Below are 12959 nucleotides of genomic sequence, written 5' to 3'. Positions count from 1 at the left end.
GGGTGTCTTGCCGCTCTTGCCGCTCATACCGCTCATGCCGGGCTCGCGGGGCCTGGCCCGATCGACAGGACACCCCCTACGGGACGGCCCGGTGCAAGGCGAGGAGCAGAGGCCAGAGGTGATCCGCCAGATCGCCCGGATCCGCCGGGATCTCCCCGTGCAGCCAGTCCGCGAGGACCCCGGTGAAGGTCGCGGCGACCGCCGAGGCGACGAGTTCGGGCCGGGGCGCGCCGACCGCCGCGCGTTCGGCACGGGCCCGGGCGCGCAGCTCCCGGTGCAGCCGGTCGCCGAGGGGGCCGCCGCCGCCCGGGAGGAGCAGGGTGCGGTAGAGCGGTGCCCGGCCGGTCGTCCCCGTCAGGAACTCGGCGAGCGCGGCCGGGGGGCGTACCGGAGGGAGCGGCGAGGGACCGGCCTGCCAGGCGTGCAGGGCGTCGACCGCCGCGTGCACGACGTCCGCGCACGCGTCGAGGGCGAGCGCGGTGAGGTCCTCGTAGTGCAGGTAGAAGGTGGCCCGCCCGACACCCGCCCGGCGGACCACTGCCGAGACGCTCACCTCCGCGAGCGGCCGGTCGGCGCACTCGGTCAGCAGGCCCTCGCGCAGCCGCGCCTTCGTACGGGCCGTGCGGGGGTCCTCCGCCCGGGCCTGCGGACGGGCCTGCGGACGGTCCTGCGGGCTCATGCGGCCAACAGTGCGGCACCGAGCGCGAGAGCGCCCGGGAGGGCCTGGACGAAGAGGATCCGACGGTTGGCGGTGGCCGCCCCGAACACGCCGGCCACGATCACGCAGACGAGGAAGAAGACCTGCGTGGCGAGCGAGCCGGTGACCAGCCCCCAGACCAGACCGGCGGCGAGGAAGCCGTTGTACAGCCCCTGGTTGGCGGCGAGCGGCGCGGTCAGGCGGGCGGTGTCCGGGTCGAAGCCGTGCAGGGCCCGGCCCGGCGGCCGCTGCCACAGGAACATCTCCAGCACCAGGAAGTACGTGTGCAGCGCGGCCACGAGGCCGATGAGGATCTGAGCGACCGTCTGCATGGCCGCCTCCACTTCTTGGACGGTGATGAGGGACGAGGGCAATTTCCTGGACAACTGTACAGGAAGTCTGTTGTCCGACCCCGTGGCTACCCTGAGTGCATGCTGCTGTACGACGACTTCGGCGCCGGGCGCCACCGCGAGAGCTCCCTCGTCCGGCACGCCCTCGGCAGCACGCACGACGAGGCACTCGTCGCCGGCCTGGCGGGCGGCATCGGCTTCATGTACTTCGTGTTCGAGTACGGCGGCCGCCCGCCCCTGCTCACGATCGTCGCCCAGGCCCACCCCGACCCCTGGGTCCGTTCCGCCCTCGACCGGCTCCGCGTCCCCCACGAGGTGTTCCACAGTGCCGGGCCGCGCTGGGACCGCGTCCACGCCGCCCTCGACGCCGGACGCCCGGTGTTCTGCACCGTCGACCGGTCCGGGCTCCCATGGCACGGGCCGCAGGACGAGATGGCCGGAGCCGATCCGTACACCGTGGTCGTCGCCGGATACGAGGGCGACACCCTGTACGTCGAGGACGGGGCCCGGACGCCGTACCGGATCCCCGTGGAGGTGTTCGGCGCCGCCTGGTCCGGGCACCGCAAGGGCCGCCACGAGATGATCGTGCCCACCGGTCCCGCCGCCGGGCCCCCCGACGTCGAGGGAGCCCTCGCCGCCACCGCCGCACGCCTCACCGGGCCGGTGCTCGGCAACAGGTTCGACGTCAACTTCGGCTTCTCCGGCATGGAGAAGCTCGCCGCGCAGCTGCGTGACACGCGGACCAAAGCCGGCTGGGAGCGCCGCTTCTCCGCTCCGGACGCCTTCCTCGCGGGGACCCGTCGGCTGTACGCCTGCCTGGAGGAGGAGTGGACGGCACCCGGCGCCACCCGGCCGCTCTACGCGGACTTCCTCGACCTCGACCTCGTCGCACGGCCCGAGGCGGCCGGCCTCTTCCGCGAATCGGCCGGGCACTGGTCCCGGCTCGCGGAACTCGCCCGCGCCGCCGCCCGGGACGCCGGCCCCGACGGGGACACGGACCCCACGACGCGGCGCGCGCTCTTCGACGAGTTCGCCACCCTGGTGGGGCACGCACTGGCCCTGGAACGCCGGGCCGTCACCCTCCTCGGAGCAGGTCGCACCCCCTGAACCGGAGGCGGGCGTGAGAGTCAGAGGTGGGCGTCCAGGAACGCCCGGAACTCCTCGCGGCTCATCGGGCCCGCCTGGCTCGCGACCGCCTCGCCCTCCTCGATGAGCACGACGGTCGGCGCCCCGGCCACGCCGTACCGCTTCGTCGGCCCGGGGCAGCGGGTCATGTCCGTGCGGACGGCGGTGAACCGCGTCCCGTACTCGCGCACCAGCTCACCGACGACGGCGTCCATCGCGCGGCAGGCCTCCACCGCCTTGGGCCAGGTGCCGCAGAAATAGGCGAGGACGGGACCCTTCGTCATCGACAGGACGAAGTCGAACTCCGCGTCCTCCTGTGGCCGGTGCACCCCGTGTGCCATGCGTGTCGCTCCTCGCTCGTGCGCCCCTCCACAGGGTGCGCGGCCCCCATCATCGCCGCCGCCCGCACCGGCGGTCGCCGGGCCGTTGTCAGTAGTGCCTGTGAAGCTGATCAGCATGGACGACAGGATGCTCCGGCGCCGGGTCTACGGCGCCGACCACGAGGACCCCGACCCCGGCCCGCGCCCCGGCCACGACTACGGCGAACTGGTCGGCGGCCCACTCGACGGCCTCCTCCTGGACATCACGGGCTGGAGCCCGCCCCAGCTCGACGAGGAGGCCCGCCTCCCCACCGAGATAGGACGCTACGGGGCGGGCGGCCGCGCCCACTACCGCCGCCGCGCGGGCGACCCGGGCCACTGGGACTGGACCGGCGACAGCCGCTGACCAGGCCCCGAATGGGCGGGGAGCCGCCGCGGCGCGTCAGAAGGCGTAACAGGCGCCCGGCGTGCCCGGTACGTCGTCGCGCAGTTCGAAGAACGTACGTTCGGGAGCTGCGGTGAAGGCCCGCACGGCCGCGGCGGACACCGTGAGGCAGAACGGCTTCTCGATCGGGCTGCCGGTACTGGCGCGGTGCAGCACGAGCATGCCCTCGTACCTGCCCGGACCGACCGTCCACGCGTGCGCGTTGAACAGGAGCGTCGGTTGCTGGGGGCTGTCCTGGGCGACCACGAGCGGGGTGGGGTCGGCGGTGCGCTGGTAGCTCAGCCGGTTGGACGCGTGGTCGTAGCTGTAGGTGCCCGATTCGTCCCAGTAGAACGCCGGGCGCGCGAGTTTCGGATCGCCCGGCAGCAGCCGCAGCTCCGCGTCGGTGATGATCTCGACGTCCTCGGCGCGGACCCGGCTGGAAATCGTCGGCTGCAGGAACAGGTGCACGTTCCCTTCCGGCCCCCTCGGTTCGAGACGCACCACGTGCGGCAGCGCCACGTCCACATCGGGTTGCCGGTGCAGGACCACGAGGTTGTAGAGGGAGACGGCCAGCGCGATCAGGCTCGCCCCCGTGGTGATCCACAGGTGCACCGCGTCGAAACGCCGCCGCTCCGGCGGATGGGCCCGCGCCGGATCCGGGCCTTCAGGGCTCATGCTCCCGATTCTGCTCACGCCGGAGGGCCGGTACCGGACGGGACACGCGGGCGGTTCCCCGCCTGCGGCTCGGGTCGCTCCCGGGCCCCGCGAAAATTCTCCGGAGAATTTTCCGCAGGTCTGTCGATCCGGGTGCCGCCCGTTCGACGCAAGGGTGAGAGGCGGGGAACGACCCCGCCGTACGACCGAGGAGCCACCATGCCGCGCTTCCTGACGATGATCCGCATCAACGAGAAGGACCTGCCCCCCAACGAGTTCCCGCCCGAGTTCGAGCAGCGCATGGGCGCCCTGCTGGAGGAGATCACCAGGGCCGGCGTCATGCTCGACACCGCCGGGCTGCTCCCCTCCTCCGAGGGGACCCGCCTCAGCTGGTCCGGCGGGAAGATCAGCTACACCGACGGACCCTTCACCGAGACCAAGGAGGTCGTCGGCGGCTACTCCCTCTGCCAGTGCAAGGACAAGGCCGAGGCGATCGAGTGGACGCGACGGTTCCTGGAGATCCACCCGGCGGAATGGAACGTCAGCGCCGAGGTCCGCGAGATCCAGGAGATGTAGCTCCGGCCGATGAGGACCGCACCGAGGTGATCCCGCCCGCTCGTGCCGCGTTTGCCCTGCCGCGTCACGGCTGCTCTCATGAGTGGCCGTGACGGCAGTGGACGCGGCCCAGGCGGTCGAAGCGGTGTTCAGGATCGAGTCGGCGAGGATCATCGCCGGCGTCACCCGCATCGTGCGGGACGTCGGCATCGCCGAGGAGATCGCCCAGGACGCCCTCGTCACGGCACTGGAGCAATGGCCCGAGTCGGGCGTCCCGGACCGTCCGGGCGCCTGGCTCATGGCGACCGCCAAGCACCGCGCGATCGACCTGGTCCGCCGCAAGGAGACCTACGCCCGCAAGCTCGCCGAGGTCGGCCGGACCCTGGAGGACGAGCCGCCGCCGGCCGAACCGGCCGAACCCGACGACATCGACGACGACCTGCTGCGCCTGATCTTCACCGCCTGCCACCCCGTCCTCGCCACCGAGGCCCGTATCGCCCTCACCCTGCGCCTCGTCGGAGGACTGACGACCCAGGAGATCGCCCGCGCCTTCCTCGCCTCCGAGAGCACCGTCGCCCAGCGCATCGTGCGCGCGAAGCGGACCCTGGCCAAGGCCGGGGTGCCCTTCGAGGTCCCGTACGGGGCCGACGCGACGCCCGGCTCTCCTCGGTCCTGGAGGTCATCTACCTGGTCTTCAACGAGGGCTACTCGGCGACCTCCGGCGACGACCTCGTCCGGCCCGCCCTCTGCGAGGACGCCCTGCGGCTGGCCCGTGTGCTGGCGGCCCTCATGCCCGAGGAGGGAGAGGTGCACGGTCTCGCCGCCCTGCTGGAGTTCCAGGCGTCGCGGACGGCCGCCCGCACCGGCCCCGACGGCGAACCGGTGCTGCTCGCCGACCAGAACCGGGCCCGATGGAACCGCCTCCTCATCGCCAGGGGCGTCCGGGCGATGAGCCGCGCCGGCAGCGGCCCGTACTCCCTCCAGGCCGCGATCGCCGGCTGCCACGCGGCCGCCGTCCGCTACGAGGACACCGACTGGGCCAGGATCGCCACCCTCTACAGCCGGCTGGCCCAGCTGGCCCCCTCGCCGGTCGTGGAACTCAACCGGGCGGTCGCGGTCTCGATGGCCCACGGGCCGGCGGCCGCCCTGCCGCTCGTCGACGCCCTGGCGGAGGAACCGGCCCTGAGCGGCTACCACTTGCTGCCGAGCGTACGGGGCGACCTGCTGGAGCGCCTCGGCCGGCCGCGCGAGGCCCGCGCCGAGTTCGAACGCGCGGCCTCACTCACCCGCAACGAGCAGGAACGCACCCTGCTCCTGCGGCGCGCGGCCCGCCTCTGATCCGCGCTCCCGGGCCCGGCTCAGCCGCGGCGCGCGAACGCGGCCACGTCCAGCGGGGTCATCCGTACCGGCCGGCGCTGCGGGGTCAGGGCGACGGGCCGGCGGAACCCACCGGACCGGGCGACGTCCTGGACCGTGCGGCGCAGCGCCTCCTGGAAGTCGCCCATGGTCCGGCGGGCCGCCGGCGTGTCGACGTAGATGGAGTTCATGTGCAGGCCGTCCGTGTCGCGCTGGAACCACGAGCAGGCCCCGTTGGCCCGCGCCGACCACACATGGGTGGTGGGCCGCCAGTCGTCGTGGCGCTCGGCACCCGGGCACTTGCGCATGTCGATGTAGGAGAAGAAGTTCACCGGGTACGGCCAGGAGCGGGCGGCGAACTCCTCGGGCGCCAGCAGCTCCCACGCCCGCACGAACGGAACGTCGAGATGCGTCATCATCTCGCCGAACCCGGTCCGCACGGAGGCCATCACCTGCGCGAAGTCCCGCCCGGGTGAGGCGTCGAACTCGATCGGCAGGGTGTTGACGAACCAGCCCACCGAGTTCGTCCAGGTGCTCCGGCCGCGCTCGCTGACCGGCATGAACCCCCGGTAGACGCCCGGCCCGCCGGCCTCCCGCAGACACACGGCCACCGAGCCCAGCACCCCCATGAACGGCTTCCCGCCGACCGCCAGGCAGTTCTTCTCGAAGACCTCCGCCTCACCGGCGTCCAGCAGCATCGACGCCTCGTTGACGATGGGGTACATCCGCCCCGGCTCCACGCCGAGGTCGAGGGGGAAACGCGGGAAGAACTCGCCGGACGGCCCCATGAAGGCCTTCCAGTAGTCCAGCCGTGCGTCGCGGGCGTCGATGGACAGGTAGCGGCGGCGCTGCTCCTCGGCGAAGTCGAGATAGCTGGGCGCGGGCGGCAGTTCGGCCTCCTCGCCGCGGCACAGGCCCTCGTACGCCGTCAGCACCTCGCGGGCGACGATGGGCATCGACATGCCGTCGCAGACGATGTGGTCGAAGGCGAGGTAGACGGTCGTCGAATCCTCGCGGACCACCGCGCCCATGATGAACAGGGGCCAGGACAGTGTGTCGATGCTCCGCTTGAACCGTTCGACGAGGAAGTCGCTCAGCACTCCGGCGTCCTCGAACGTGCCCACGTGCTCGGGGTCGAGGGTGAGCGAGGCCGGGGCGAAGGGCTCGCAGGCCACCTCCCCGGCCAGCCGCCGGAACGCGCAGCGCAGCACCTCGTGCCGCTGGACGAAGGACAGCAGCGACTGGGCCAGGGCCCGTTCGTCCAGTGGGCCGGTCACCTCGAAGGTGACCGCGACCCAGGACGCGACCGGGTCGTCCGCGGCCCGGCTCTCCTCGGCGACGGTGAAGTGCTTGTCCTGGTTGAAGGACGCTTTCCGGCTCGCCGGGTCGTCCGGCCCGTGAGCCTCCGCCGCCGTGGACCTGAGCCGCCACTCGACCACCCTGCCGGGTGCCACGTGGTGCGTCTCCAGAGGAAACTGCCGCATACCGCCATCCCTTCGCCCCCCGAGTCAACCCCCAGGCCCTAACGACCCCCGGGCCGGGGAGGTGACGCAATCACGCCTGCGGGGCGGGCGGCTCGCCGGCACATCAGCGCCCGGACGGTGCCCGGTTCGTGCAGGAGCAGCGACTCGCTCCGGGCGAGGGAGGCACCCGGGGCGCAGGGACAGCGGGGGTGCCGGGGAAGCAGCCTGTGAAGTCCCGGACACCGGCCGCATCCGCGATTCGCCGGCCCCGAAGGTGGCTCATTCGGTGTGCAGGGCCGCGGCGATCGTCATTCGGGCCGCGGACCGGGCCGGGACCAGTGCCCCCACTACGGCGATCGCGACCCCGGCGAGCAGCAGGCCCGACAGCTGCGGTACGTCCCACACGTCCTTCATCGACTCCGGGAAGGCGACCACTCCGACGTTGTCCACCACCAGCCGGTGCGCGAGGATCCCGAGCGGGATGCCCAGCAGCCCGCCGACCGCGCCCACCCCCGCCACCGAGGTCACGGTCATCGCCACCACCTGCCGCGGCGTCATCCCGATGGACTTGAGCATGCCGAGGTCCCGGCGGCGCTCCCGGGTGTCCAGGAGGACGGTGTTGAAGACGCCGAGCGACGCGACGGCGCTCAACAGGACGGTGAACACCGTGGAGAAGGCGACGACGGTGGTGGTGGCGGTGTTCCCCGTGTCCGAGACCGATGCGCGCAGCCCGGGGTCGGCCGCCTCGGCGGCCTCGGCGTAGGCCCGGGCGTCGGCTCCGCGGGCCAGCCGCACGTCGTACTCGATGGCGCGCGCGTCCGGCGTCAGCGGCAGCAGGGTCTCCCAGGAGGCCTCCAGCGCTCGTGCGTTGCCCTCGACGAGCTTGCCGACGACGGTCGCGGTGGTCTGCCTGCCGTTCAGCGCCAGGGTGACCCGGTCGCCGAGCCGCAGGCCGCGTTGGGTGAGGAAGGCCGGTCCGGCGACGACCTCGCCGGCGGCCCGGGGCATCCGGCCGTCGGCGATCCGGCCCGCGTACGAGGTGTCGTCCCCGCGGTAGAAGTCGGCGAACGCGGGGCGGCTCTGCCCGACGAGTGTCACCTGGGCCAGCGCCCGGGCCCGTACCCGCACCGCGCCGGGCAGGGACCGCAGACGTTCCTCGATCCGGGCGTCGCCGAGCAGGGGAGCGGTCCGGCCGTTGGCCGGCCCTCCGGCCTCCACCCGGACCAGGGGTCCGCCGCCTCCCCGTCCGGCCTCGCTGTACGCGAGCATCGTGCTGGTCAGTCCGGTCGCCAGGGTGACGGTGGTGACGCCGAGGATGATGGCGGCCAGGGTCAGCAGCGTGCGGCCGGGACGGGCGAGAGGCCGGCCCAGTCCCATGCTGACCGCGCGCGGCAGCGGGGTGCCGGCGAGGACGCGCTGGACGCGCAGCCCACGGCCGGTGAGGGAGGCGCTGCCCGCGCTGATCGCCCGGGCTGTCGGCAGCCGGTGCGCCCGCAGCGCGGGGACCAGCGCGGCCAGCAGCACGAGGACGGGCATGCCCAGCAGGCAGACGGCCGACACCCACGGGGCGGCGCCGCCGACGGCGGCGCCGCCGGTTTCGATGCCGGAGAACGCGACCCTCAGGATGGGCTCGGCCAGGACGTTGCCGAGCAGGGTGCCGAGGGCGGAGCCGACGAGGGCCGGCACGGCCGTCATCGTCAGGTAGACGGCGACCACCTGGTTCGGGGTGAAGCCCAGGGCCTTGAGCACTCCGATGTGCCGGTACCCGGAGACGACCGCCCCGCTGACGACGTTTGCGACGATGAGGACGGAGACCAGCAGGCCGAGGACGCCGAAGAGCGTCATGAAGGGGAGGTAGGCGTCTGCCAGCGACGAGAACGCCTTCCTCAGGTCGAGGTGGGTGTGCGCACCGGTCAGCGACCCTTCGGGCAGTCCGTCGGTGGCCCGGGTCAGGGCTGAGGCCAGGTGCGCGTCCGTCGCCGGGCCGGTGAAGCGGTAGAGCATCTGGAGGCCGGACGGACGCAGCGCGGTCATCTGTTCGGGTGAGACCCAGGCGCCGGCGGACTTGCTCATGCTCGTCCCGAAGCCGACGACCGTCAGCGGCGCGGATCCCGGGACCGCCAGAGACGTTCCCAGCAGCTCCGGCTTGGGGGAGCCGCCGGAGGGCGAGGCGACGACGATCTCGCCGGGCGCGGTCGCCCAGCGGCCCCGCAGCAGCTCCACCCGGTCCACCGGGCCCCCCGGATCGGCTCGGCCGACCACCGTGAGCGAGCCGCCCGCCATCCAGAGCCAGCCCTTGGGTACCTCCAGAACGCTCTGCCCGAAGGGCCCCGCCGCGGCGGTCACGCCGGGCCGCCGGGCGGTCCGCGCCAGCTGCTCCGGCGTGACCTTCGCCGCGTCGAAGGCCGCCACGGTGTGCGGGCCGCGCTGGGCCGCGTACGCCTTGTCGAAGGGGCTGGTGGCGGCGTCGAGCAGGGCCAGCGCGAGCAGGACGGTCGTGGTCGAGCAGAGCACGACCATTCCGATGACGAAGGTCTGGAGCCTGCGGCGCTTCACGGCCGCCCGCGAGGCCCGCCACACGGCGCTCATGAGGTCGCCTCCAGCACGCTCTGCCGGGCGACCCGGCCGTCGGCGACCTCGACCAGGCGGCTGGCACAGCGGGTGGCCAGCTCGGGGTCGTGCGTGACGATCAGCAGGGTCTGGCCGATCTGGTTGAGGTCGATGAGCAGGTCCATCACCTGTTCGCCCGAACGGCTGTCGAGGGCGCCGGTCGGCTCGTCCGCGAGCAGCAGTGCCGGACGGTTCATCAGCGCACGTGCCACGGCGACCCGTTGGCGCTCACCACCGCTCAGCGTCGCCGGGTAGTTGTTCCGGCGGTCGGCCACTCCGAGCTCGTCGAGGAGCTCGAGGGCCCGGCGGCGCGCCTGCCGGGCCGAGGTGCCGGTCAACTGGGCCGCCAGCGCCACGTTGTCTAGAGCGGGCAGATCGTCGATGAGGTTGAAGAACTGGAAGACCATGCCGATGTGCCGGCGCCGGAACAGCGCCAGCCCCGTCTCGTTGAGCTTCCCCAGGTCATGGCCCTGCACCTCGACGGTGCCCGACGTCGGCCGGTCCAGCCCGGCCACCATGTTGAGCAGGGTGGACTTGCCGCAGCCGGAGGGCCCCATCACGGCCACCGCGTCCCCCGCCCGGATCTCCAGCGAAAGGCCGTCCAGGGCCTTCGCGTCGCCGTACTCCTTGTGCACGTCCTCCAGTCGTACGACGACCTGCCGTCCGGTGTCATGATCGGTTGTCATGCCCCGAACCTAGGTCGGGACCCGTGGGCGGGGCGTCCGCCCCCGGATGTAAAGGCCGGTGCAGGTCATCCCGGAGATGTACGCGCCGTCCGGCACAATGGCATCCGGGCCTGCGGGGTGGGGAGTTGAGGGTGGGACAGATCATCGCCACGGCCGTCGCCTGCGTCGCGGCGGCCGCGGCCGCCGCACTGGGCTTGGCCCTGCTGCGCGCCCGGCGCGGCCACCGGGCGGCGATCGAGGAGCGCGGCTGGCTGCTGGAACGGGAACGGGAGAGCGCGGCCCGCGGCGCGGTCGACGCCGAACGGGCCAGGATCGCGGCCGAACTCCACGACATCGTCAGCCACAACGTCAGCCTGATGGTGGTCCAGGCCGGAGCCGCCCGCGAGGTGCTCGCCACCATGCCGGAGGAGGCCGCGGCGGCCATGGGCGCCGTGGAACGGGCCGGGCGGAACACGATGACCGAACTGCGGCACCTGCTGGGGCTGCTCGCGCCCGCGCAGGACGGCGCGGACGCCCCGTACGAGGCGCAGGTGGCCGCGGCCACCAGGCTGTCGCCGCAGCCCAGCCTGACCCGGCTGAGCGCACTCGTCGACCGCTTCGCCTTCGCGGGCCTGCCGGTGGAGGTCCGTGTGTCCGGCGAGCCGCGGCCCCTCCCCGCCGGGATCGACGTCACCGCGTACCGGATCATCCAGGAGGCGCTCACGAACGCGCTCAAACACGGAGAGGGAGGCCGGACCCAGGTGACGGTACGGTACGCCGAACACGCGCTGCGCGTGGAGGTGCTGAGCAGCGGGACGAGCGTGCTCGCGGGCGGTGCGCCCGGACCCCGGCCGCGGTCCGCGGGCCGGGCCGCGCCGAAGGCCGAAGGGACCGGGCGTGGCCTGCTGGGCCTGCGCGAACGGGCCGCCGTCTACGGCGGAGACCTCGACGCCCGCCGCCGCCTCGGCGGTGGCTACCGGGTGCGCGCCCGTCTCCCCCTGGACCGGCCGTGACCGCGCCCGGGACCCCCACCGCCGCCGGCGGGCCGGCGCCCCGCGTGGTGATCGCCGACGACCAGGACCTGGTCCGCACCGGCTTCCGGCTGATCCTGACGGCCCGCGGGATCGACGTGGTCGGCGTCGCCGCCGACGGCACCGAGGCCGTCGCCCAGGTGCGCCGACTGCGCCCCGACGTCGTCCTGCTCGACATCCGCATGCCCGTCATGGACGGCTTGGAGGCCGCCCGGCGCATCCTCGCCGAGACCCCCGGCTGCCGGGTGATCATGCTGACCACCTTCGACCTCGACCAGTACGTGTATGCCGCGCTCGCCGCCGGGGCCAGCGGCTTCCTGCTGAAGGACGTCACCCCCGAGCATCTCGCCGCGGCCGTCCGCCTGGTCGGCACCGGTGACGCGCTGCTCGCCCCGTCGATCACCCGCCGTCTGGTGGAGCGCTGCGCCCCCGGCGCGGCCGCCCGCGACCGGGTCACGGCGGCCGGCACCCACCGGGAGCTGGCCGCGCTGACCCCGCGCGAACGCGAAGTGCTGACCCTGATGGGCCACGGCCGCTCCAACTCCGAACTGGCGGCGGAGCTGACGCTCAGCGAAGCCACCGTGAAGACCCACGTGGCCCGCATCTTCGCGAAGCTGTCGCTGCGCGACCGGGCCCAGGCCGTGGTCCTCGCCTACGAGACGGGCCTGGTGACACCCGGTTCGGGGGCCTGAGCGCCACCTCGGAGGCCACCCCGGGGCAGGAGGCGAGCCGCCGGCGCGGGGCCGGATCGGGGACGGGCTCCGGACTGCTCCGCGGTCGCGATGGCGGTCGCGGTGGCGGTGGCGGCGAGGGCCTCGGCCAGGGCTTCGGCGGAGGGGTTGGTACGGCGCCCGCGCGGCAGGACCAGGCCGATGTGCCGGGCGGGGCGCGGGGGTTCGACACGTACCACGGCCGTGTGGGCGGCCCCGGCCAGTGCGACCTGCGGGACGAGGGAGACACCGACGCCCGCCGCGACCAGTGTCTGCGCGAAGAAGTAGTCGGTGGTGGAGGCCGCCACGCGCAGGTCGAAGCCGGCGAGCTCCGCGTACCGGCACAGGAAGGCCTCCGTCTTGAGGCAGCCCAGGACCCACCGGTCGCCGGACAGCTCACCGAGGTCCACCGAGGTCCGGCCGGCCAGGCGGTGCCCGCCCGGCAGCACCAGCCGCAGCGGATCCTCCAGCAGTGGCCGCCAGGCCAGGCCCGGGCGCCCACCCGGACGTACCGGCGGGGGCCCGTCGAAGTGGTAGGCGAGCGCGAGATCCGCCGCGCCGCCGCGCACCATCGGCACGGCGTCCTCCGGTTCGCTCTCCAGCACCGTCAGCTCCACCTCCGGATGCGTCCGCACGAACCGGGCAAGGGCCGCGGGCAGCAGGTGCCGGCCCCCGCTGGTGAACGTGGCCACGGTCAGCCGCGGCCGTTCCTGCGACAGACGGTCGATCGCACGGCGCACCTGGTCCAGTTCGGCGGAGATCGTCTCCGCCGCCTCCACGAGGAGCCGTCCCGGTTCGGTGAGCGTGACACCACGTGTGCTGCGCACCGCCACCGGGTGGCCCAGCGTGCGCTCCAGCGCCGCGATGTGCTGGGAGACGGCCGAGGGGGTCAGCAGCAGGGCGCCGGCCGCCTTGTTGAAGCTGCCGTGCTCGGCCACCGCCCGCAGGACACGCAACCGCTGCACATCGATCATCAGTTTTCCTTACGACCCGTTC

General features: G+C 73.5%; 13 protein-coding genes and 1 pseudogene. 6 read left to right on the top strand and 8 right to left on the bottom strand.

The window, feature by feature from the left end; all coding sequences use genetic code 11:
* Window positions 1-76: 76 nt before the first annotated feature.
* The gene (locus NRK68_RS03090; RefSeq protein WP_257854822.1) at window positions 77-679 is read right to left on the bottom strand and encodes a TetR/AcrR family transcriptional regulator; all 603 of its coding nucleotides are present in this window, start codon (window positions 677-679) and stop codon (window positions 77-79) included.
* Window positions 676-1029: a DUF1304 domain-containing protein gene (locus tag NRK68_RS03085; protein WP_257854821.1), complete on the bottom strand. Its 354-nt coding sequence runs from the start codon at window positions 1027-1029 to the stop codon at window positions 676-678. Before NRK68_RS03085 ends, NRK68_RS03090 begins: the two co-directional genes overlap by 4 nt.
* Window positions 1030-1128: 99 nt before the next feature.
* Here NRK68_RS03085 and NRK68_RS03080 point away from each other — a divergent pair, with 99 nt between their 5' ends.
* Entirely contained in the window at window positions 1129-2154 is a 1026-nt protein-coding gene (locus NRK68_RS03080; protein WP_183065861.1) for a BtrH N-terminal domain-containing protein, read from the top strand.
* A gap of 20 nt (window positions 2155-2174) precedes the next feature.
* Here the strand turns inward: NRK68_RS03080 and NRK68_RS03075 are convergent, their stop codons facing one another.
* Complete coding sequence (locus tag NRK68_RS03075) at window positions 2175-2513, bottom strand: thioredoxin family protein (RefSeq protein WP_183065862.1); 339 nt, start codon at window positions 2511-2513, stop codon at window positions 2175-2177.
* A gap of 115 nt (window positions 2514-2628) precedes the next feature.
* On the opposite strand from NRK68_RS03075, the gene NRK68_RS03070 reads away from it, so the two are divergent.
* Window positions 2629-2898: a hypothetical protein gene (locus NRK68_RS03070; protein WP_183065863.1), complete on the top strand. Its 270-nt coding sequence runs from the start codon at window positions 2629-2631 to the stop codon at window positions 2896-2898.
* Between the two features lie 36 nt (window positions 2899-2934).
* Here NRK68_RS03070 and NRK68_RS03065 read toward each other — a convergent pair whose 3' ends face one another.
* The gene (locus NRK68_RS03065; RefSeq protein ID WP_183065864.1) at window positions 2935-3594 is read right to left on the bottom strand and encodes a hypothetical protein; all 660 of its coding nucleotides are present in this window, start codon (window positions 3592-3594) and stop codon (window positions 2935-2937) included.
* A 198-nt stretch (window positions 3595-3792) separates the two neighbouring features.
* Here NRK68_RS03065 and NRK68_RS03060 point away from each other — a divergent pair, with 198 nt between their 5' ends.
* Together NRK68_RS03060 and NRK68_RS03055 are read left to right on the top strand one after the other, a co-directional pair.
* Window positions 3793-4149: a YciI family protein gene (locus NRK68_RS03060; RefSeq protein WP_257854817.1), complete on the top strand. Its 357-nt coding sequence runs from the start codon at window positions 3793-3795 to the stop codon at window positions 4147-4149.
* A gap of 97 nt (window positions 4150-4246) precedes the next feature.
* Window positions 4247-5466: pseudogene (locus NRK68_RS03055) on the top strand (RNA polymerase sigma factor).
* Window positions 5467-5486: 20 nt separating this feature from the next.
* On the opposite strand, the gene NRK68_RS03050 reads toward NRK68_RS03055, so the two are convergent.
* The 3 genes from NRK68_RS03050 to NRK68_RS03040 form a co-directional block, all read right to left on the bottom strand.
* Window positions 5487-6968 carry a condensation domain-containing protein gene (locus tag NRK68_RS03050; protein WP_257854816.1) on the bottom strand — a complete coding sequence of 494 codons (1482 nt, stop codon included), beginning with the start codon at window positions 6966-6968 and terminating at the stop codon, window positions 5487-5489.
* Window positions 6969-7226: 258 nt separating this feature from the next.
* Window positions 7227-9536: an ABC transporter permease gene (locus tag NRK68_RS03045; RefSeq protein WP_257854814.1), complete on the bottom strand. Its 2310-nt coding sequence runs from the start codon at window positions 9534-9536 to the stop codon at window positions 7227-7229.
* Entirely contained in the window at window positions 9533-10243 is a 711-nt protein-coding gene (locus tag NRK68_RS03040) for an ABC transporter ATP-binding protein (protein WP_183065867.1), read from the bottom strand. Before NRK68_RS03040 ends, NRK68_RS03045 begins: the two co-directional genes overlap by 4 nt.
* A 131-nt stretch (window positions 10244-10374) precedes the next feature.
* On the opposite strand from NRK68_RS03040, the gene NRK68_RS03035 reads away from it, so the two are divergent.
* Entirely contained in the window at window positions 10375-11235 is an 861-nt protein-coding gene (locus tag NRK68_RS03035) for a sensor histidine kinase (protein ID WP_257854812.1), read from the top strand.
* Window positions 11232-11945 (top strand): response regulator, encoded by a 714-nt coding sequence (locus tag NRK68_RS03030; protein ID WP_183065868.1) that lies wholly within the window; start codon window positions 11232-11234, stop codon window positions 11943-11945. Before NRK68_RS03035 ends, NRK68_RS03030 begins: the two co-directional genes overlap by 4 nt.
* Here the strand turns inward: NRK68_RS03030 and NRK68_RS03025 are convergent.
* Window positions 11906-12937 (bottom strand): LysR family transcriptional regulator, encoded by a 1032-nt coding sequence (locus tag NRK68_RS03025; RefSeq protein WP_257854811.1) that lies wholly within the window; start codon window positions 12935-12937, stop codon window positions 11906-11908. The two genes, NRK68_RS03030 and NRK68_RS03025, sit on opposite strands and share 40 nt — an antisense overlap.
* Window positions 12938-12959: the final 22 nt, after the last annotated feature.

It is taken from the genome of Streptomyces yangpuensis (assembly GCF_024666385.1).
GTDB classification, from domain to species: domain Bacteria; phylum Actinomycetota; class Actinomycetes; order Streptomycetales; family Streptomycetaceae; genus Streptomyces; species Streptomyces yangpuensis.
This window is presented reverse-complemented; position numbering and strand designations above follow the sequence as displayed.

Bases quoted from the DNA above. Each gene is read 5' to 3' on its own strand.
- NRK68_RS03080 (WP_183065861.1), top strand. From the start codon at position 1,129: ATGCTGCTGTACGACGACTTCGGCGCCGGGCGCCACCGCGAGAGCTCC.
- NRK68_RS03045 (WP_257854814.1), bottom strand. From the start codon at position 9,536: ATGAGCGCCGTGTGGCGGGCCTCGCGGGCGGCCGTGAAGCGCCGCAGG.
- NRK68_RS03070 (WP_183065863.1), top strand. From the start codon at position 2,629: ATGGACGACAGGATGCTCCGGCGCCGGGTCTACGGCGCCGACCACGAG.
- NRK68_RS03065 (WP_183065864.1), bottom strand. From the start codon at position 3,594: ATGAGCCCTGAAGGCCCGGATCCGGCGCGGGCCCATCCGCCGGAGCGG.
- NRK68_RS03090 (WP_257854822.1), bottom strand. From the start codon at position 679: ATGAGCCCGCAGGACCGTCCGCAGGCCCGTCCGCAGGCCCGGGCGGAG.
- NRK68_RS03040 (WP_183065867.1), bottom strand. From the start codon at position 10,243: ATGACAACCGATCATGACACCGGACGGCAGGTCGTCGTACGACTGGAG.
- NRK68_RS03050 (WP_257854816.1), bottom strand. From the start codon at position 6,968: ATGCGGCAGTTTCCTCTGGAGACGCACCACGTGGCACCCGGCAGGGTG.
- NRK68_RS03085 (WP_257854821.1), bottom strand. From the start codon at position 1,029: ATGCAGACGGTCGCTCAGATCCTCATCGGCCTCGTGGCCGCGCTGCAC.
- NRK68_RS03025 (WP_257854811.1), bottom strand. From the start codon at position 12,937: ATGATCGATGTGCAGCGGTTGCGTGTCCTGCGGGCGGTGGCCGAGCAC.
- NRK68_RS03075 (WP_183065862.1), bottom strand. From the start codon at position 2,513: ATGGCACACGGGGTGCACCGGCCACAGGAGGACGCGGAGTTCGACTTC.
- NRK68_RS03060 (WP_257854817.1), top strand. From the start codon at position 3,793: ATGCCGCGCTTCCTGACGATGATCCGCATCAACGAGAAGGACCTGCCC.